We start from the raw sequence: 19557 nt of genomic DNA, 5'->3' as shown, positions 1-19557 counted from the left end.
TGATGCGAGTCAGGTGATGAGGTGATTGTCTGGCGCGTGCAAAAAACAGAATAAAAGCCAGTAGGRGCTTACCATTACCGGCTTTTATTCTGTTTTGTTGGTGAGAAATGCGCTGAAATTTCGAACACTTTAGCATTTAAAATAGTTTATAGGCTGGTTACACTGGTGAGGAATATGACAACAGCAAAATAACGAGTGCAGTATGACAACAGTATTCCAGGCACCTCAAGCGGTGGTGATGATCCGCCCACACCATTTCACTTCAAACCCCCAAACCATGCAAGATAACGCATTTCAGCAAGCTTGTAGCGAAAACAACCCTAACAATAGAGCTTATGTTGAGGTCAGTAATGCAGTGCACGCGTTAGAATTAGCTGGCGTGAAAGTGCACTTATTTGAGGACACCTCTACGAAGACTCCTGATTCAGTATTTCCTAACAATTGGTTTTCGACTCATAGTGATGGTCAATTGACGATTTATCCTATGTATGCACCAAATCGACGGCTTGAAGTGCGCAGCGACATTATCGATTTTTTACGTGCTCAGTATCAGGTGACAAATATCAATGACTATAGTCATCTAACCGCTGAAGAAATATTCCTTGAAGGCACCGGCTCAATGGTTATCGACCATCAAACAAAAGTGGCCTATGCGGTAGAGTCTAAGCGCACCAACACAGATTTAGTTAATCAGGTTTGTCAGCAATTGGGGCTACAAGCCGAGATATTTAATGCCTATGATAAAAACCAAGTATCGGTTTATCACACTAATGTCTTAATGTGTGTTGCGACCGACTTCGCCATGATATGTCTAGATATGGTGCCTGAACATCAGCGGACAAAACTTGTTGCCTGTTTAACGCAAAGCGGTCACACGCTAATTGAGCTATCTTATGAGCAAATCCAACATTTTTGTGGCAACGCGATTGAGTTGCAAGGGAGCACCGGTCGCATACTTGCGCTTTCTACTACGGCTTATCGGGCGCTATTCCCAGAGCAAATTACTGTCATTGAAAAGTCAGCTAAGCTAGTAGCTATTGATATACCGACAATTGAAGCCGCAGGTGGCTCGGTGCGTTGTATGATTGCTGGAGTCCATTTAAATAACCGTTAAAAAATACTAGATAAATGGCAAATAATAATAAAATAGGAACCGCCTATGTTTGAAAGTGCAGTTAAGAGTATCAATGGGCTCTTATGGGGAGAAGGCCAGATACTTATTTATATCCTGTTATTTGCAGGGTTCTGGTTCACTATTCTTTTGCGAGGAATACAAGTGGTTAAATTTCGCCACATGTTTAGCCTATTAAAAGGCAGTAGCAAAGGCGATAAAGATAATATCAGTTCTTTTCAAGCATTATGTACCGGGCTATCCGCAAGGGTCGGTACTGGGAACTTGGCAGGTGTGGCGGTCGCTATTTCTCTTGGCGGTAGTGGCGCTATATTTTGGATGTGGATGATAGCTATTTTGGGGATGGCAACCGGTTTTGCTGAGAGTGTGCTTGGTCAAGTCTATAAAGTACGTGATAGTCAAGGCGAATTTAGAGGAGGCCCTGCCTATTATATTCAAATGGGGCTAGGTAGTAGGGCACTGGCCGTATGCTTCGCACTGTGTTTGTTTTTGGGCTACGGCTTTACCTTCAGCGCAATGCAAACGAACACCATTACCGACGCGCTTAATTACGCATTTAATATCCCAACTGGGTACTCGGGTATTGTGATCACTGTACTTGCAGGTGCAATCATCCTTGGTGGCTTTAAAGCGATTGCTAGATTTGCCGAAAAAGTGGTGCCCGTAATGGGATTAGTCTTTGTGCTCGTTGCCATCGTCATCACAGTGATAAATTACTCGCAAGTGCCGGGCATGCTGTTAGATATTTTGCGCAGTGCTTTTGGTTTGCAAGAAGCGGGAGCTGGCGCTCTTGGTGCAGCCATTAAAAATGGTATTCAGCGCGGCCTTTATTCAAATGAGGCTGGAGCGGGAAGTGTGCCGCACGCATCAGCCAGTGCGACGCCGATACCCAACCACCCTGTGACTCAAGGTTATATTCAAATGCTAGGGGTCTTCTTTGATACAATCGTACTATGTAGCTGTACCGCTGTGATAATTCTCTTAGCCGATATCGATATCGGCAGTGAGATGGAAGGTATACGCCTTACACAATCTGCGATGACATCCCACTTTGCCGCAGGGGGCGTGTATTTTGTCGCGGCAGCAATCACTTTATTTGCTTTTACTTCCGTAGTAGCAAATTACGCCTATGCTGAAAGTAACTTACACTTATTCCATCTGGATAATAAAGTTGGCCGTTCAATTTACACCGCATGCTACTTGTCTATGATGTTGTGGGGCGCTTCGGCAACGCTAAAACAGGTATGGGATCTTGCCGACATCGCATTGGGTTTAATGACGGTGGTGAACGTTACTGCCATCGTGCGTCTTACTCCCACTATCTTGGCGGTGACGGCTGATTATCATCAGCAAAGAGCAAAAGGGAAAGAGCCTGTATTCGAAGTCGATAAGGTCAAAGTGCAAGGAGTTACTGAGTCTGGCATTTGGGGGGAAATTAATGCAAAGAGTTCACTCTAATACGTTTTAGATGGAATAAATAAAGGCCGAATTTTTCCGGCCTTTATTTATTCTTTAACTTTTTAAATTAAAAAGTATCGCCAAAATTTCAATCATCACCTTGTTTAAATTTTTTATATTCAGTGTATACTTTCGCCCGCTTTTCACTTCAATATTTCAAACTAAATATTGCCTCCTTTTTAATCTTTAAACACCGATATGATAATGAAAAAACAATTATTTGGACTGGCTGTACTATCGTTTCCTATGTACGCGAAGGCTGATATTGCCATATTCTCAGAAGTACTTTTTGGTAAAGCCAATAATGAATTTTATGCCGAGCAAGAATCTGATTTAGGATATAAGCGTGCGTCATCCGCTAATTCTGATTCATGGGGGCTAAGGCTCGGTGTTGGGCTTACAGATCGTTTAGCACTTGAAATCGCACAGTATTTTCATGGAGAGTCATTAGCTGAATACCCCGTTCACGTTTCTAACACACACTCTGGAATCTATCAAAACCCATATGACTACTCATATAGAGCCAGGTTTCCTATTGATACTGAATCTCTACGGTTGGGGATTAAGGGAGAGATTGAGGTGTCTACCAATATTAATGCAAATATAAGAGTTGGAATGGCACATTGGCAATACAAAGATGTGATCCCTGCACAGTTGGTTCCTACAGGCAGCAATAGTTCAGGTGATAGCGGTAATGATATTTATACCTCGATAGGTGTTGAGTATCGACTAACAGATAATCTCTATGTTGGTTTGGAATACTCTCTTTTGAATATTAAAGAATCAAAAGAATATGACAACACAGGTGTAGTTCAATATGAGCATAATTTGCACGATATATCCATGTTACTTGGTTGGGCTTTTTAATACGCTGATATTCGGAGTAGAGAAAGGTTATTTTTAGAACTGTATTTAGAGTGGGGCGAATTGAGCAATTCACCCCATTAATTTTGACAAGAAAGCTTAGATGCACCGTCAGTGACGAAGTTATCTAACCTCAATAGGTATATAACCAGTTACCAGCCATCGTAGCGCTTTCTACGAGATAAAAATAGTGTCAGGATCACACCGATAATGATGCCACTAATCCCGATGATACCTCCGTAAGTCAGCAGCTGGTGCTGTTCTTTTTGGACTTTTTGCTGCTGTGACAAGCGTTCATCTTGAAGTTGCTGTTCAAGTCCGGAAATGGTCTCTTGTAACGCTACGTTTTCGGCAAGTAAATTGGTATTATTTTGTTGTAAGGTGGGCAGCTGTTGCTGAGCGTCATTGAGTGCTGTTTGAGTATCAACCAGCGTTTGATTCAGGTTCTCAAGCTGTTGTTTTAGTCCGGCCTCAGTGGTAATGAACTTACTCTCTACCCAGCCTTCTCTTTCCTTGTCATCTTTAATTTGGACAAATCCATCTTCAGCGCCACTGAGTATAGTGATTGGTGTGCCTGCATCCACAGAGCCTAAAATCCGATAATTTTTACTTGGACCTGTGTGCATGAAAATATAAAGATTGTCACTTATATAGCCATTTGGCTGCGGTGGGTTTGCTGGGGTAGTGTCGGCAGGCTCTTCAGCAAAAATGGTAAAGCTTGTTAAGAGCAGGCTCGCAATGATAAATTGCTTAAGGTTGAACATGCGTGGGCCTTTTATTCTTAGGGTGGTAAAGTTTACAAAATAGTAGGGATTTCACAGCTTAATAGCAAGGCTTTGTTTATTTTGAATAAGCCGAAATAATTGATTACATACTGGAAATTACTAAAGCGTGAGAGCTAAGCTTACGTATCAAAAATCCCGACATTTAGCGAATTTATCCAAACTATTTGTTGATTTAGCACATATTTAGCGGGATTTTCATCAGATAAAAAGATTGCAAACTCGGCTTCCTTTGTATATTTTGATCTTCCCGTAGACAAATAGGTAAAACACTGCCCTAATGGACACTGAAATAGAACTGAAATTCTTGGTTTCAGATAATGAAGTTCCGCTGATCCCTGCACTTCTCACACAGTTTGCAAAAACGGTCACCAACAAACCCGCTAAAAATTTAACGAATGCTTACTTTGATACGCCCAATCGTGAATTACGAGCGCTAGATATTGGTTTAAGAACTCGTTGTTGTAACGATGAGTGTGAACAAACAATTAAACTTGCAGGAGAGGTTGTTGGTGGGTTACATCAGCGGCCTGAATATAACTTACCTATTCAGTCAGGGCGTCCAGACTTACATGCTTTTGATGCTAACATTTGGCCTCATGGCATGCAGTTGGAATCCATTGCGCAGAATATATTCCCGATCTTCAGTACTAACTTTATTCGTCGTACATGGCTATTGGAGACGGACTCTGGTACTAAGATAGAAGCGGTATTAGATAAAGGCGAGATCGCCGCGAACGGCCAAATTGAGCCAATCAATGAGCTCGAGATAGAATTAATTGAGGGAAATAAAGAGGATTTATTTCTTTTGGCTGATCACCTGATAAAACAAGCAGGTATGCGCTTAGGGTTATACTCTAAAGCAGCTAGAGGTTATCGAATAGCGGACGACAAGCCGCTGAAACCAAATAAATTTATAGGTTTTGTACCTCTTAAATCTAAAGCGACGCAAGAGCAAGCACTCATCGCGACGGTAAGCTACGGGATCCAATTTGTACAAAAGCATGAACAGTGTTATTTCAATAAACCGAGCTTAAAAACACTTAAGCGAGTCATTGATGGCATCTCACTTATTCGTCATGCGTTTTGGCTATTTGATGATATCGTGGATAAAAGCTTAACTGAGAGTATTCGCAATGAGTTGAAGTGGTTGTTGTCAGAGTTAGCTTGGGTTGAGAATGCCATCCACCTTAAAACTTATACTTCAAAGCGTCATGCTTATTATAAAAAGCTAAATCAATTTCCTGAGTTAGCTCATGTGATCACCGATTTACAGGATGTACAGCCAACACCGACGGACATTGAAGACTTATTTCATTGTACCCGTTATAACCGGTTGATCCTCTCGTTGACGCGCTGGTTGGTTGATAGAGCTTGGCGTAAAAATTGGGATCAAAAGGCACTGAGCGCAGCGCAGCTGCCAGTTACTGATATTGCTAATCAACTTTTCGATAAAGATTGGCAAGCGTTGAAAAGCCTGTTGCCGCAAGAAAAAACGCTATCAGAATATGATTACTTACAAGTGAGAACAAAACTAGAAAACACGCTGCTTAGTGGCAATTGCCTAGGCAAACTTTACGATAAAGAAGCACGCAAAGCATTTAGAACGCCATGGATTGATGTGGTGTATGGCATCTATGAACTTGAAACCTTGGCTTATTTGCATCAACTTTGCCAAAACCAAAATTCTGACGCATTACAAGAAGTACAAGTGTGGCTAAAACAAAAATCTGATTTTTTAGTGAGTGCCATGGAACAAAGCCGGCAATCTTCAATGCTATCTGAACCTTATTGGTGTTGATTCAAAAGAGCGGGGCAACCCGCTTTTTTAATGTGTACTGTCATGGCTACTCCCTTTAAACTAAACCGACTTGAGCGACAATTAAAAAGGCAAAATGGTGTCATATATTAAAATAACTTTGCTTTGGATATGTGTGTTGTTAGCACCATTTAGTCAAGCAAATGAACGTTTATATGAAGTTTTCATCAAAGAGCTTCAGCAAAAAGAAACTCGTGAGCAAGCTCTGCAAAAAGTTGATTTGGTGCTTGAATCGACTCTTGCGCCTGAAGAAATAGCAGAGGTACACCATAAAGTAACCGTCGCATTAAAAAATGATTTTAAATTAGAGGATGCGCACCGCTGGGCTGAGCGCTTCAAGCAAATATTGCTTACGTATCATTTGCCACAATATGAGGCAAAGTACTCGTTGACCTATGGGGACCTCATGCTCAAAGAGGGGAAGTTCAGCGATGCGATTAGCTATTTAGACTTAGCTGTGTCTCAGCTATCTGCACTTAATATGCATCGGTTGTTATGCCATGCTTATCGGTTCCGTGCGGGTGCTTACAAAAATAATGGTAGTTATAAAGATGCCATAGAGAGTTATGAGTTATCGATTGAAGTGGCAAAAAAATATGAGTTTGCGGATTTACAGGTTTCGTCTATCACGCAATTAGCTGATGTTTATTCCGACCTTTCTTTACCAGATAAAGCACTTAAATTATTGCAGCAGTCCATTGCGGTGTTGAAAAGCCAACAACACCAAAATACGTCACTACTTGCCCAAGTTTACTATAACCTAGGTGGAGCCCATCAGGTGATTGGGGATCACGAGAAGTCCCTTCAAGCCTATCAAACAGCCTATAATTACGACCTTGAAAGTGGAGCTGTAGTTTACTCGGCTTATACCTTGATCCGTATCGGTCGTGAGCAAATCAAACTTAAGCGCTTTGATGAAGCGCAAGCATCGTTTGAAAAGGCTTACGAAATTTTCGAGTCTCATAAACATACCAGAAATCAAGGTTGGGCCAAGAGCAACCTTGCTGAGCTTAAACTCAAAGAAGGCAACAAAACAGAAGCCAAAGTATTTGTTGAGCAGGCACTTGAGCTTATCGACCCTATCCAAAGTAAAGTTCTTTATCAAGAAACGATGACAACGTATGCACAAATTGTGTTGCCAGAGCGTGCTGAATTTTTTATTGAAAGCATGAAGCAGATCGTTGCTGAAGAAGAAGCATATCTTGGCCTCAAAGAAACCGCATTGCGTGTCTTAAAAGACGCTTATAGTGCACAAGGTGACTTTGAATCCGCGCTTAACTATCAGTTGCAATATACCGAATCCAAGATCTCTCAGTTAGAAAAAGAAGCTAGCCAAAAAGCGCTTGCTTATCAATTGGATACAGAGTATCAGAAAAACCAGTTTGAGTTACAGAGTCTAAAAACACAACGTGAGGTTGAGCTTGCCGAGCAGCGCATCCAGCAAATTGTTACGGCAGCCGGAGTCGGTGTTTTAATTATTTTCTTGAGTGCGTTTTTATTACTAGCGAGAAACAAACGTCGTGCACTGGAGCTGGAAAAACAATTACTTAACAAAGCTTTGGATTTAAAACAGCAACTTCTTGCTGATATATCCCACGAATTGAGAACGCCGCTTACTGTACTTAAACTACATATTGAATCATTGGAACATAATTTGGTGGRAAACCCAAAGCAGAGCTACAAAGTGCTTAACCGCCGCCTCGATACGCTTAACACTTTAATCAAAGATATTTACGAACTTGCGCAGGCCGATACTGGCAGTCTTAATCTTGCATTAGAGCGTGCCAATGCCAAACAAGCGTTTATTGGCTTTGTAGAAGATATTGATGATTTTGTGACGGATGAAGGGCTTGAATTTAACGCCAATATTGAACTTCCAGACGATCTGGAAATCGACATTGATGTAACAAGGCTGGCTCAAGTATTTAATAACTTAGCTCGCAATAGCGTAAATTATACCGACAAGCCAGGTGAAGTTTCCGTGGATATTGGCTATCGAAATCAGCAACTCTACTGTGTCATTGAAGATTCAAGTCCTGGAGTGGACGATGAAGCTTTAGGGCGTTTGTTTGAGCGCTTGTTCCGGTGTGATAAGTCTCGTAGTCGAGATCTTGGTGGTTCAGGTCTGGGTTTATCCATTTGCCAAAAGTTGGTTGAATTGCACGGTGGCAATATCACAGTAGCGCACAGCGAATTAGGCGGGCTGAAAGTGAGTGTTATTATACCTTGTGAGTAATGTTAGCCTATCTTTACCTAGAGCTAGGTAGTACAGATAAGAACGGTTTTATATCGCGATTTAGTAAAGTCCCGCCGAATAAAGTGCTCCTACCAGAGTTTATAGACTGAATGTAGGAGCGATTTTACATCGCGATTTAATAAAGGCTCGCCGAATAAAGTGCTCCTACCAAAGTTTATAGACTGAATGTAGGAGCGATTTTACATCGCGATTTAGTAAAGTCCCGCCGCATAAAGTGCTCCTACCAGAGTTTATAGACTGCATGTAGGAGCGATTTTACATCGCGATATGATAAAAGCTCGCCGCATAAAGCGGCTTCTACCAGAGATTATATATTGAGTGTAGGAGCGATTTTACATCGCGATACGGCACAAAAGCTCGCCACATAAAGTGGCTCCTACCTGAGTTTATAGACTGAATGTAGGAGCGATTTTACATCGCGATATTTAGTAAAGTCTCACCACATAAAGTGGCGCCGACCTGAGTTACATACTGCATGTAGGAGCGATTTTACATCGCGATTTAGTAAATTCTCGCCACATAAAGTGGCTCCTACCAGAGTTTATACACTGCATGTAAGCGGTTTTATATCGCGATTTAATAAAATCTCACCACATAAAGTGGCGCCGACTTGAGTTACATACTGTATGTAGGAGCGATTTTACATCGCGATTTAATAAGATCTCACCACATAAAGTGGCTCCTACCAGAGTTTATATACTGCATGTAGGAGCGATTTTATATCGCGAAAGGTATAACACCGCAACTATAAAAAGTTGCGTTCAAACCGTTTAAGCACCATAGGTTTGACCTTTGCGGTGGTCAATATTAGTACAATAAAAGCGACAATAAACCAGATAGGGCGATTACCATGCTCTGCATACCAGCTCACTCCATTAATTAGCTTCACATCAGTTTTCAGTATATTCGCTTCGAATTGTGGAATGACATGCTGAACTTTACTAAGTGGATCGTACACACCAGTTATACCATTGTTCGTTACCCGGACTAATGGCCGCTGCAATTCTAAGGCACGCATGCGAGCGATCTGCATATGCTGATGTGGACCATGGGAGTCACCAAACCAAGCGTCATTACTCACAGTAAATAGGATATCTGACTCCGCGGTAAAGTTGCCCCTTACCAACTCGCTAAACGCAATTTCGTAGCAAATTGCGGGTAGTACATGTAAGCCATTTGCAAGTAAATTAGGCTGTACCGCTTCACCTCGAGTAAACGACGACATCGCTAAGTTAAACAGAGGTGCGATAGGACGTAGTAGGTCTTCAAATGGTACAAACTCACCAATAGGTAGCAGCTGATGCTTTTGATAGCGGTTTTTGTGCAGATAGTGATATTGCCCTTCGCTATCTTCTTTTTCTTTTTTACCAAGCGTTATCAGCGTATTGTACGCGGTTCTAGTATCAAATTGATAATCGGGAATACCAGTAATCAAAGCTGTGCCGTTGAAGGTTGCGGCTTTGTCTAGATTTTCTAAAAATGGATAAGCTATATCTTCAAATTCAGGAATCGCAGCTTCCGGCCACACAACTAGGTCAACGCCTTGCCAATTTGGCCTAGTCATATCTCGGTATTTAGACATGGTTGGCCAAAACTGCTCAGGCTCCCAACGTAGGCTTTGTTTGATATTACCTTGCACAAGCAAAGTGGTGACCTCGTCTCCTGAATATTTTAAGGTGCCCTGGATTAAAGGAACACTGTAAAGCGCTGAAATACCCAAAAAACTTACAATAGCTAGATATATAGCGCGTTGTTTAAGTAAGTAATACAGGCTAGTTACCACTAGAATAATTAATAATGTCAGGCCAAACTCACCAACCCAAGGAGCTAAAGTATTCAGTGGTGAGTCTGTTAAGGTGTAGCCAAATCTAAGCCACGGAAAGCCCGTTAATAGGTGAGCACGTAACCATTCAGTAATCGCAAAGCCAGCAATAAGGGCGAGCACCCGTTGCCATGGTGTGTGAGTAAAGTAGCTGGCAAAAATAAATGCTAATGTTGGGTAGAGCGCCAAGTAAGCACAAAGTAGCGCCATTAACAGTACAGAGATCGCTAAAGGAAGACCACCAAATTCGGCAATAGAGACATGTACCCAGCTGATACCAAGGGCAAACCAGCCAAAACCAAATAGAAAGCCATACTTAGCCGCAAGTTTTGGATCAGGCTTATCGGTAAGCCAAACAGCGATAAGCAAGCTCGCAAAGACAACGGGCCAAACACCAAAAGGGGAGTAAGCAAAAGTAAGTGCACAGCCAGAAAATAGTGACAGCCATGCGAACTTATCTTTTGCGAGGTTACTCAGGTTAGATACTAGAGTCTTCAACATGTTCAGATTTAGGCACACTTACTTGAATTTGTAAGATCCTCCGGTTATCGGAGTTAGTAACCTTAAACTGAAGGGGATCTATGTCTATGGTTTCACCGCGGCTTGGCATGTGGCCAAACGCATGAAGAATGATACCACCAATGGTATCTGCCTCTTGGGTATCGTAGCTGGTTTTGAAGAACTCGTTAAATTCATCCAAAGGTGTAAGAGCTTGTACGGTATAAACATGTTTGGATAGCTGACGAATATCCTGTTGTTCTTCGTCGTCATCATGTTCATCTTCTATTTCACCAACAATGGTCTCAAGAATATCTTCAATGGTAACCAGCCCAGATACACCGCCGTATTCATCAATCACGATAGCCATATGGTAGCGCTTTTGACGAAATTCGTTGAGTAACGTATCAACACGTTTACTTTCAGGCACGACTACGGCTGGACGCAGATAATCACGGATACATGGCAAATCGCTCTGTTCACGCAAAATCAAAGGTAAGAGGTCTTTAGCAAGTAAGATGCCTTCTACGTGATCTTTATCTTCACAAATCACCGGGAAACGTGAGTGTGAAGATTCTACCATCATAGGTAGTTGAGCACTGAGCGGCTCATCCACATCTAGTGTAATCATTTGTGAACGCGGGATCATGATATCGCGCACTTTCAGCTCTGATACACTGAGTACACCTTCCATCATGTCCTTGGTTTCTGGGTCAATCAGCTGGCGCTCTTGCGCATCAGCAATGACCTCAGCCAGTTCTTCTTTATTTTGGGGTTCCCCTTGCAGCATCTGCGTGATGCGTCCCAGCCAGGTCTTGCCAGAAGAACCCTGACTACTTTGCGAGTTATCGTCGCTCATTAGTTGTGTCTGCTCCGTTATTTTAACAATCGTCTCTGTATGGATCTGCGATATGCAAAGAAGCGAGAATCTGCTTCTCTATTGTTTCCATTTCTACCGCGTCTTTTTCATTTATATGGTCAAATCCAAGTAAATGCAAGCAACCATGGATAACCATATGGGCGAAATGGTCATGAAAGGTTTTTTCTTGCTCTACGGATTCTTGGTATACCACTTGGGGACAGATAATTAAATCACCAATAAGTGGTAACTCGATCCCAGGTGGTGCATCAAATGGAAAAGATAATACATTAGTTGGCTTATCTTTGCCCCTGTACTGGCTATTTAGTTCTTGGCTTTCCTGCTCGTCAGCGATGCGAATCGTTAATTCTGCTTCTTTGCGAAACTGCGTTAATGCGTGTTCAGCCCATACTTGGAATTGTGCTTCGGATGGCAAGTTGTCAAACTCACAAGCCACTTGCAAATCTAGCATTAAGTCCATGGTTTATTCCTCAGAAGATTGTTGTTTTGCTTGCTGTTTTTCAGCTTTAGCAAAACGTTCTTGCTCTTCTTTCTTCTCATATGCTTCAACGATACGAGCTACAACTGGGTGTCTAACTACATCGTGAGATTTGAAGAAATTAAATGAAATTTCCTCTACGTCATTGAGTACTTCAATTGCATGGCGAAGACCTGAGCGCGCGCCGCGAGGTAAATCTATCTGCGTGATATCGCCAGTTATTACCGCCTTTGAATTGAATCCAATCCGAGTTAGAAACATTTTCATTTGCTCTGAGGTGGTGTTTTGACTCTCATCTAAGATAATAAAAGCGTCATTAAGTGTTCGACCACGCATATATGCCAAAGGTGCAACTTCGATGACGTTTTTTTCAATTAAACGTTCCACTTTTTCAAAGCCAAGCATCTCGAATAGTGCGTCATAGAGTGGACGAAGGTAAGGGTCGATTTTTTGTGTTAAATCACCTGGTAAGAAGCCTAACTTTTCACCTGCTTCAACCGCAGGGCGAGTAAGTAGAATACGACGGATCTCTTGTCGCTCTAACGCATCAACCGCTGCTGCAACCGCAAGGTAGGTTTTACCCGTACCGGCAGGGCCGACACCGAAGGTTATATCGTGTGTTAAGATATTGGCGACGTACTGGCTTTGATTTGGATTACGGGGCTTAACTACACCGCGACGAGTCTTAATATAGACTTCTTTATCCCACACGGTTGGAGCGTCTTGTTCCAATACATTCGCTTCTGTGATTGCCAGATGAACCTGATCTGGCTCGATTTCTGTCATTTTTCCTTTCACAGGCTGAGTATCAACATATAGAGATTTTAGAATATCCACAGCAGCTTTTGCTGTTACTGCTTGCCCGGTCACTTTAAACCAATTGTCACGGTGGGCGATTTCAACTCCAAGGCGACGCTCTATTTGTTTTAAATTTTCGTCGAACGGACCACAAAGAGAGGAAAGGCGGTGGTTATCTGCGGGTTCTAAGTAAATTTCTATATTCTTAATCTGATTACTCAAAATGTCTTCCTATAAAAATGACGCTAGCCGGAGCTAGCGCGCAATTTAAAAATGCTAGGGGGTAAAAGTACCAACACCTAATTCATTAATTTCAGGTTCTTGTGGCGCTTTATTTAAGATATCAGCAGGTTTTACGTCACGACGTAAATCCATTTCAGCTTCAGTTCGGATAAGCTCACCACGTAACGAGTTTGGTAACGCCTCAGTAATACGTACATCGACGAATTGGCCGATCACAGAATGCGGGCCTTCAAAGTTTACAACGCGGTTATTTTCGGTTCTACCACGAAGCTCCATAGGGTTCTTCTTCGATGGGCCTTCAACCAAGATACGTTGCTCGGTATCGTGCATTTTGCGACTAATATCTTGCGCCATTTGGTTGATACGATTTTGTAGAATATACAGGCGCTCTTTCTTTTCAGACTCAGCAACGTCATCTGGTAAATCCGCGGCAGGTGTACCTGGGCGTGCCGAGTAGATGAAACTAAAGCTCATATCAAAACCAATATCATTGATAAGGTTCATCGTTGCTTCGAAGTCTGCGTTTGATTCACCCGGGAAACCAATAATGAAATCTGAGGACATGCTCAAATTTGGACGGATTTTACGTAGCTTACGAATGGTTGACTTGTATTCAAGTGCGGTATGACCACGCTTCATCAAGTTCAAAATACGGTCAGAGCCGCTTTGTACTGGCAAGTGTAAATGGTCAACAAGTTCAGGCACATCAGCGTACGCTTCAATAATATCCGGCGTAAATTCTACTGGGTGAGAAGTGGTATAACGAATACGATCGATACCGTCAATTGCAGCAACATAGCGTAGCAAGTCAGAGAAATAGCAGATTTCACCATCGTGCATTTCACCACGATACGCATTTACGTTTTGACCTAATAGGTTTACCTCTCGTACGCCTTGCTCTGCAAGCTGAGCGACTTCTAAAATAACATCGTCTAACGGGCGGCTTACTTCTTCACCGCGGGTATAGGGTACAACGCAGAACGTACAGTACTTAGAACACCCTTCCATAATCGACACAAATGCCGATGGACCTTCAGCTTTTGGCTCAGGTAAACGGTCAAACTTTTCAATTTCAGGGAACGAAATGTCGACAACAGAGCCTTCTTTACTCTGCACCTGCTTAATCATTTCCGGCAAGCGGTGTAAGGTTTGAGGACCAAACACGATATCAACAAATGGAGCACGTTGTCGAATTGTGTCACCTTCTTGCGATGCGACACAGCCACCTACGCCGATAACGAGATCTGGATTTGTGTCTTTTAATAGTTTCCAACGACCAAGTTGGTGAAATACTTTTTCCTGCGCCTTCTCACGAATCGAACAAGTATTGAGTAGGATCACATCAGCTTGTTCAGCTTCTTCTGTGAGCTGATAGCCATTTGTTGAATCCAAAAGATCCGCCATTTTCTGGGAGTCGTACTCATTCATTTGACAACCCCAGGTTTTAATATGCAGTTTTTTACTCATTTAAATATTGCCTCGTTTACAACTCGGTGTTTAGCACTACGCTTTCTCGGGCAGACGATACTGAAGTGATATCATTATGCCTAAAGGACGCGTATTTTATATGACCTATCTTGTCAAGCCAAGTATAGATTTTAACTTTCAAAATGTGGATCAATACAGTGCGTTTTAAGCAAACATCTGTTTTTATATGCGTTACAATGCGCAAAGACTCTAATAACGGGAATATGGCATGAAAAACAAGGCTCTGATAGTGGGAGGCGGCATGGTAGGTGCTGCTTGTGCGGTGAAGTTAGCTAAGCAAGGTGTTGACGTTACCCTGATTGAACATGCACCGATATCACCTGACGTAGTGTTGGCAAGTGATAAGGTCGATATTCGGGTGTCGGCAATCAACCGTTTTTCGGAGCATTTATTAGATGAACTTGGCGCTATGCCGCTACTAAGAAATACCAGAGCAGCCGTTTACAAGCAGTTAGAAGCCTACGAGGATAAGCCTGGGCAATTACTCTTTGATTGTGAAGAATTAAATGCGTCACATTTAGGGCATTTAATTGAAAATAACTTGATCCAGGCTGCACTTTGGCAGCAGTTTGACGAATTTAATATTAAAGTAGTGTCGCCAGAGGGACTCCCTACTCACATAACCCGAGACAATGATTCAATTACAATCCATTATTCACAACAAAACTATACTGCTGATTTATTGATCGCAGCAGATGGTGGTCGCTCGGTCGTACGTCAATTGAGTGGCATTGGTGTTACTGGGTGGCAATATGATCAACACTGCATGGGGTTGCTCATTAAATTAGATGCGCCACAGCAAGAAAAAACATGGCAGCAATTTAAGCCATCTGGGCCTATTGCATTTCTGCCCATGCAGTACCCCTACGCCAATTTAATTTGGTATGACAATGGCAATAAACTCAAGATGCTGAAGCAATTAGACAAGCAAGCATTAAAACAAGAAGTACAGTCCGCATTTTTTGAATTACCGGGTGATTTTGAAATTGAAGATGTCGCTGTATTTCCACTTGCCAGACAGCACGCCAATGCTTATGTTGCCGAGCGAATAGTGTTAGTAGGTGATGCAGCACACACTATTAACCCATTAGCGGGGCAGGGCGTAAACCTTGGCTTCAAAGACGTTGTAGCGCTTGCCCAAGCGTTGGAGCCTAGTGAAGATATAGGTGACAGCAACGCACTTAATCATTACGAATCTAAGCGTAGAAAAGACAATCTCTTGATGATGAGTATGATGGATGCGTGTTATTTTGGGTTTTCAAATCAAGTCACACCACTAAAGCATCTACGAAACTTCGCGTTGAATGTAGCGAATAAAGCAGGGCCGCTAAAAAAAGAAGTACTTAAGCACGCCATGGGGGGCGTGGGCTTTTAATTTGTTTGTAAACATCCTAAGAAAAGGGCAAACAGGGATAAGAGCGGTCGCACAATCTTTCGCTTTGCCTTTAAATTCTACATCTTTGTAAAACCCTCTGGCTAGACAAGGAAACAACTAAGTTGTGCTTTAGTAACAATGAGTTGGAACATCCCTTATCGAAACCTCAGGTTAAAACGAGTTTATCGCGATGATAGTTTCATATTGTTCAGCAGTAACAATAGTTCTTAGGTTATCAATAGCAGATGATTCGATATTATCGATGCAGTATTAATTGGATATATTATGAAGGGTATAAAAGATGATATAAATGGTGCGGAAAGAGAGACTTGAACTCTCACATCCGAAGATACTGGAACCTAAATCCAGCGCGTCTACCAATTCCGCCACTTCCGCACATTACATTTTTCTTAGCTGCATCTCAAAGAGATGGCTGGAGTACCAGGATTTGAACCTGGGAATGGCGGGATCAAAACCCGCTGCCTTACCGCTTGGCGATACTCCAGCAATAGAGGTAAGTTCAAATCTTATTTAGCCTAGATTTGATTTAGGCCACCTTACCGCTTCCACTTCGTGTCGAGACGATACCCAGCAATAGAGGTAAGTTCAAGTGTTTTTAATTCTACTTGAAAGAACATGGTGCGGAAAGAGAGACTTGAACTCTCACATCCGAAGATACTGGAACCTAAATCCAGCGCGTCTACCAATTCCGCCACTTCCGCAAATCTTTTTGCATTAGTTATTAGAACCTAAATCCAGCGTCTATATCTAGACAACTGCCAATTCCTTAACTTTCGCATTGTATTATCTGGAGTATTTGAAACGTAAATCCAGCGTCTATTTCAAGACATCTGCCAATTTCTCAACTTCAGAATGTTGGCTGGAGTACCAGGATTTGAACCTGGGAATGGCGGGATCAAAACCCGCTGCCTTACCGCTTGGCGATACTCCAACGAAAACTCAAATCTAACTTAAATTGTTGAACCCAGGATTTGAATCTGGGGGTGGATAAGTGAGGGATCAAAACCTCTCTCTTCTCTGCCTTACCGCTTCCACTTCGTGTCGAGGCGATACTCCAACGAAAAAATCTTTTTTAGTTCTGACTTAAAAGAACGTGGTGCGGAAAGAGAGACTTGAACTCTCACATCCGAAGATACTGGAACCTAAATCCAGCGCGTCTACCAATTCCGCCACTTCCGCAAATCTTTTTGCATTGGTTATTGGAACCTAAATCAAGAGTCTATATCTAGACAACTGCCAATTCCGCTACTTCTGCATTTAAAGAATGGTGGCTATGCCCTGATTTGAACAGGGGACCCCATCATTATGAGTGATGTGCTCTAACCAGCTGAGCTACATAGCCATTGGCTGGAGTACCAGGATTTGAACCTGGGAATGGCGGGATCAAAACCCGCTGCCTTACCGCTTGGCGATACTCCAACGAAAACTCAAATCTAACTTAAATTGTTGAACCCAGGATTTGAATCTGGGGGTGGATGAGTGAGGGATCAAAACCTCTCTCTTCTCTGCCTTACCGCTTGGCGATACTCCAACGAAAACTTGATTATTTTAGTTCTAATCGAGAACATGGTGCGGAAAGAGAGACTTGAACTCTCACACCCGAAGGTACTGGAACCTAAATCCAGCGCGTCTACCAATTCCGCCACTTCCGCATTGTTGGCTGGAGTACCAGGATTTGAACCTGGGAATGGCGGGATCAAAACCCGCTGCCTTACCGCTTGGCGATACTCCAACGAAAACTCAAATCTAACTTAAATTGTTGAACCCAGGATTTGAATCTGGGGGTGAATGAGTGAGGGATCAAAACCTCTCTCTTCTCTGCCTTACCGCTTGGCGATACTCCAACGAAATAAAATCTTTTTTAGTTCTGATTCAAAAGAACATGGTGCGGAAAGAGAGACTTGAACTCTCACATCCGAAGATACTGGAACCTAAATCCAGCGCGTCTACCAATTCCGCCACTTCCGCACATATTTTTGCATTAGTTATTGGAACCTAAATCCAGCGTCTATATCTAGACAACTGTTAATCCCGAAACTTTCGCACATATTTTTGCTAGCTAGATGAGTTTTGGTAGTAGTTAAAATATGGTGGCTATGCCCTGATTTGAACAGGGGACCCCATCATTATGAGTGATGTGCTCTAACCAGCTGAGCTACATAGCCATCTTTTTAACTTCTCATCATCGCTGATGCGGGGCGTATTATGCGTATATGCCCCCAAGCCGTCAACACCTTTTTTGCAAAAAATCAGTTATCACAGTTTGTTTGCAGATAAATTAAGCGAAACGGCTTGTTTTTATATCAAATCCTAAGGGGGAATTGCAAATCTTTAACAATGCCGATTGAATTTTAAGCTAGGGTATTGTGTAAAACAGGCTGCGAGAAATACATCAATTACCCAAAGCAGTGGTTATTTAGCGAGATAGTCTGATCTCACATTAATTTTTCGGGTTTGGGATACAAAAAAGGAGCCTAAGCTCCTTTTTATGGTATGTCGTATCGCTAAAACGATTACACGTTAAATAAGAAGTTCATCACATCGCCATCTTTAACGATGTATTCTTTACCTTCTTGACGCATTTTACCTGCATCTTTTGCACCAGACTCACCACGGAATTCGATGTAGTCATCAAAACCGATAGTTTGTGCACGGATGAAGCCACGTTCAAAGTCTGTATGGATCTTACCTGCGGCTTGTGGTGCTGTTGCACCAACGGGGATAGTCCATGCACGCACTTCTTTAACACCTGCTGTAAAGTAAGTTTGCAGCTTCAACAGTTCATAACCACCACGGATAACGCGGTTAAGCCCTGGCTCATCAAGACCTAAGTCGTCCATAAACTCTTTCTTGTCTTCTTCGTCAAGCTCAGACAGTTCAGCTTCAATCGCAGCACACACAGGAATGACAACGGCGTCTTCAGCAGCAGCTATTTCACGTACTTTGTCAAGGAAAGGGTTATTTTCAAAACCATCTTCATTAACGTTTGCAATGTACATGGTTGGCTTGATAGTCAAGAAGTTTAAGTAGCTGATTGCTGCCGCTTCTTCTTTAGTTAACTCTAACGAACGAAGTGTTAAGCCCTCATCCAAGTGTGCTTTTACTTTTTCAAGTACCACAAGCTCAAACTTTGCGTCTTTGTCGCCACCTTTGGCTTTCTTTGCGTTACGCAATACAGCGCGGTCAGCCGCATCCATATCCGCAAGCACCAACTCAGTATTGATAACGTCAATATCTTCAGCTGGATCAATTTGACCTGCTACATGTACGATATTTTCGTTTTCGAAACAGCGTACAACGTGACCGATAGCATCGGTTTCACGAATGTTTGCTAAAAATTGGTTACCTAAACCTTCACCTTTGGATGCACCTTTAACCAAACCTGCAATATCTACAAACTCCATAGAGGTTGGGATAGTACGCTGAGGGTTGACGATTTCAGCTAGCTGATCAAGACGAGAATCTGGTACAGGTACTACACCGGTATTCGGTTCGATAGTACAAAAAGGAAAGTTTGCGGCCTCAATGCCCGCTTTAGTCAACGCATTAAATAAAGTAGATTTACCTACGTTCGGTAAACCAACAATGCCACATTTAAAACCCATAGTGTTTATTCCTAAATTTCTACCGTATTATCTCAAT

Annotated in this window: 13 protein-coding genes and 11 tRNA genes; 6 read left to right on the top strand and 18 right to left on the bottom strand. The window is 42.4% G+C overall.

Going from position 1 to position 19557, the window contains the following annotated elements; all coding sequences use genetic code 11:
* Positions 1-202 precede the first annotated feature (202 nt).
* The 3 genes from EAG18_RS00505 (at position 203) to EAG18_RS00495 (ending at position 3457) form a co-directional block, all read left to right on the top strand.
* Entirely contained in the window at positions 203-1114 is a 912-nt protein-coding gene (locus tag EAG18_RS00505) for an arginine deiminase-related protein (RefSeq protein ID WP_125250462.1), read from the top strand.
* A gap of 45 nt (positions 1115-1159) precedes the next feature.
* On the top strand, positions 1160-2590 hold the full coding sequence (locus tag EAG18_RS00500; protein ID WP_125250461.1) for an alanine/glycine:cation symporter family protein: 1431 nt from the start codon (positions 1160-1162) through the stop codon (positions 2588-2590).
* Between the two features lie 204 nt (positions 2591-2794).
* Positions 2795-3457 carry an outer membrane beta-barrel protein gene (locus tag EAG18_RS00495; RefSeq protein ID WP_125250460.1) on the top strand — a complete coding sequence of 221 codons (663 nt, stop codon included), beginning with the start codon at positions 2795-2797 and terminating at the stop codon, positions 3455-3457.
* A 149-nt stretch (positions 3458-3606) separates the two neighbouring features.
* Here EAG18_RS00495 and EAG18_RS00490 read toward each other — a convergent pair whose 3' ends face one another.
* Positions 3607-4218 carry a TIGR04211 family SH3 domain-containing protein gene (locus EAG18_RS00490; protein ID WP_275557198.1) on the bottom strand — a complete coding sequence of 204 codons (612 nt, stop codon included), beginning with the start codon at positions 4216-4218 and terminating at the stop codon, positions 3607-3609.
* A gap of 298 nt (positions 4219-4516) precedes the next feature.
* Here EAG18_RS00490 and EAG18_RS00485 point away from each other — a divergent pair, with 298 nt between their 5' ends.
* Positions 4517-6037: a CYTH and CHAD domain-containing protein gene (locus EAG18_RS00485; RefSeq protein ID WP_125250459.1), complete on the top strand. Its 1521-nt coding sequence runs from the start codon at positions 4517-4519 to the stop codon at positions 6035-6037.
* A 133-nt stretch (positions 6038-6170) separates the two neighbouring features.
* Positions 6171-8291: an ATP-binding protein gene (locus EAG18_RS00480; protein ID WP_275557197.1), complete on the top strand. Its 2121-nt coding sequence runs from the start codon at positions 6171-6173 to the stop codon at positions 8289-8291.
* A 766-nt stretch (positions 8292-9057) separates the two neighbouring features.
* Here EAG18_RS00480 and lnt read toward each other — a convergent pair.
* From lnt to miaB, 5 genes are read right to left on the bottom strand one after another with little or no spacing between them, the layout of a single operon-like run.
* Positions 9058-10635, bottom strand: coding sequence for an apolipoprotein N-acyltransferase (gene lnt / locus EAG18_RS00475; protein WP_125250457.1), 1578 nt, complete (start codon positions 10633-10635; stop codon positions 9058-9060).
* Positions 10613-11491, bottom strand: coding sequence for a CNNM family magnesium/cobalt transport protein CorC (gene corC / locus EAG18_RS00470; RefSeq protein ID WP_125250456.1), 879 nt, complete (start codon positions 11489-11491; stop codon positions 10613-10615). Before corC ends, lnt begins: the two co-directional genes overlap by 23 nt.
* Positions 11492-11513: 22 nt before the next feature.
* The gene (ybeY, locus tag EAG18_RS00465) at positions 11514-11972 is read right to left on the bottom strand and encodes an rRNA maturation RNase YbeY (RefSeq protein ID WP_125250455.1); all 459 of its coding nucleotides are present in this window, start codon (positions 11970-11972) and stop codon (positions 11514-11516) included.
* 3 nt (positions 11973-11975) lie between these two features.
* Complete coding sequence (locus tag EAG18_RS00460; protein WP_125250454.1) at positions 11976-13010, bottom strand: PhoH family protein; 1035 nt, start codon at positions 13008-13010, stop codon at positions 11976-11978.
* A 54-nt stretch (positions 13011-13064) separates the two neighbouring features.
* On the bottom strand, positions 13065-14498 hold the full coding sequence (miaB, locus tag EAG18_RS00455; protein WP_125250453.1) for a tRNA (N6-isopentenyl adenosine(37)-C2)-methylthiotransferase MiaB: 1434 nt from the start codon (positions 14496-14498) through the stop codon (positions 13065-13067).
* 229 nt (positions 14499-14727) lie between these two features.
* Here miaB and EAG18_RS00450 point away from each other — a divergent pair, with 229 nt between their 5' ends.
* A complete protein-coding gene (locus EAG18_RS00450) occupies positions 14728-15894 on the top strand; it encodes an FAD-dependent oxidoreductase (RefSeq protein ID WP_125250452.1) in 1167 nt (388 codons plus the stop codon).
* 311 nt (positions 15895-16205) lie between these two features.
* Here the strand turns inward: EAG18_RS00450 and EAG18_RS00445 are convergent.
* The 12 genes from EAG18_RS00445 to ychF form a co-directional block, all read right to left on the bottom strand.
* Positions 16206-16290: transfer RNA gene (locus tag EAG18_RS00445), tRNA-Leu, on the bottom strand.
* A gap of 34 nt (positions 16291-16324) precedes the next feature.
* Positions 16325-16399 (bottom strand) — tRNA-Gln (locus EAG18_RS00440).
* Between the two features lie 132 nt (positions 16400-16531).
* Positions 16532-16616, bottom strand: a tRNA-Leu gene (locus tag EAG18_RS00435).
* 155 nt (positions 16617-16771) lie between these two features.
* Positions 16772-16846 (bottom strand) — tRNA-Gln (locus EAG18_RS00430).
* A gap of 163 nt (positions 16847-17009) precedes the next feature.
* Positions 17010-17094 (bottom strand) — tRNA-Leu (locus EAG18_RS00425).
* Between the two features lie 86 nt (positions 17095-17180).
* Positions 17181-17257, bottom strand: a tRNA-Met gene (locus EAG18_RS00420).
* 2 nt (positions 17258-17259) lie between these two features.
* Positions 17260-17334: transfer RNA gene (locus EAG18_RS00415), tRNA-Gln, on the bottom strand.
* 148 nt (positions 17335-17482) lie between these two features.
* Positions 17483-17567, bottom strand: a tRNA-Leu gene (locus EAG18_RS00410).
* A gap of 5 nt (positions 17568-17572) precedes the next feature.
* A tRNA-Gln gene (locus EAG18_RS00405) sits at positions 17573-17647 on the bottom strand.
* A gap of 151 nt (positions 17648-17798) precedes the next feature.
* A tRNA-Leu gene (locus tag EAG18_RS00400) sits at positions 17799-17883 on the bottom strand.
* 120 nt (positions 17884-18003) lie between these two features.
* Positions 18004-18080, bottom strand: a tRNA-Met gene (locus EAG18_RS00395).
* Between the two features lie 348 nt (positions 18081-18428).
* On the bottom strand, positions 18429-19520 hold the full coding sequence (gene ychF, locus EAG18_RS00390) for a redox-regulated ATPase YchF (RefSeq protein WP_125250451.1): 1092 nt from the start codon (positions 19518-19520) through the stop codon (positions 18429-18431).
* Positions 19521-19557: the final 37 nt, after the last annotated feature.

This window comes from Pseudoalteromonas sp. J010, from assembly GCF_003934235.1.
GTDB lineage: Bacteria > Pseudomonadota > Gammaproteobacteria > Enterobacterales > Alteromonadaceae > Pseudoalteromonas > Pseudoalteromonas peptidolytica.
The sequence above is the reverse complement of the archived record's forward strand: the minus strand, read 5'-3'. Positions and strand labels throughout refer to the sequence as shown.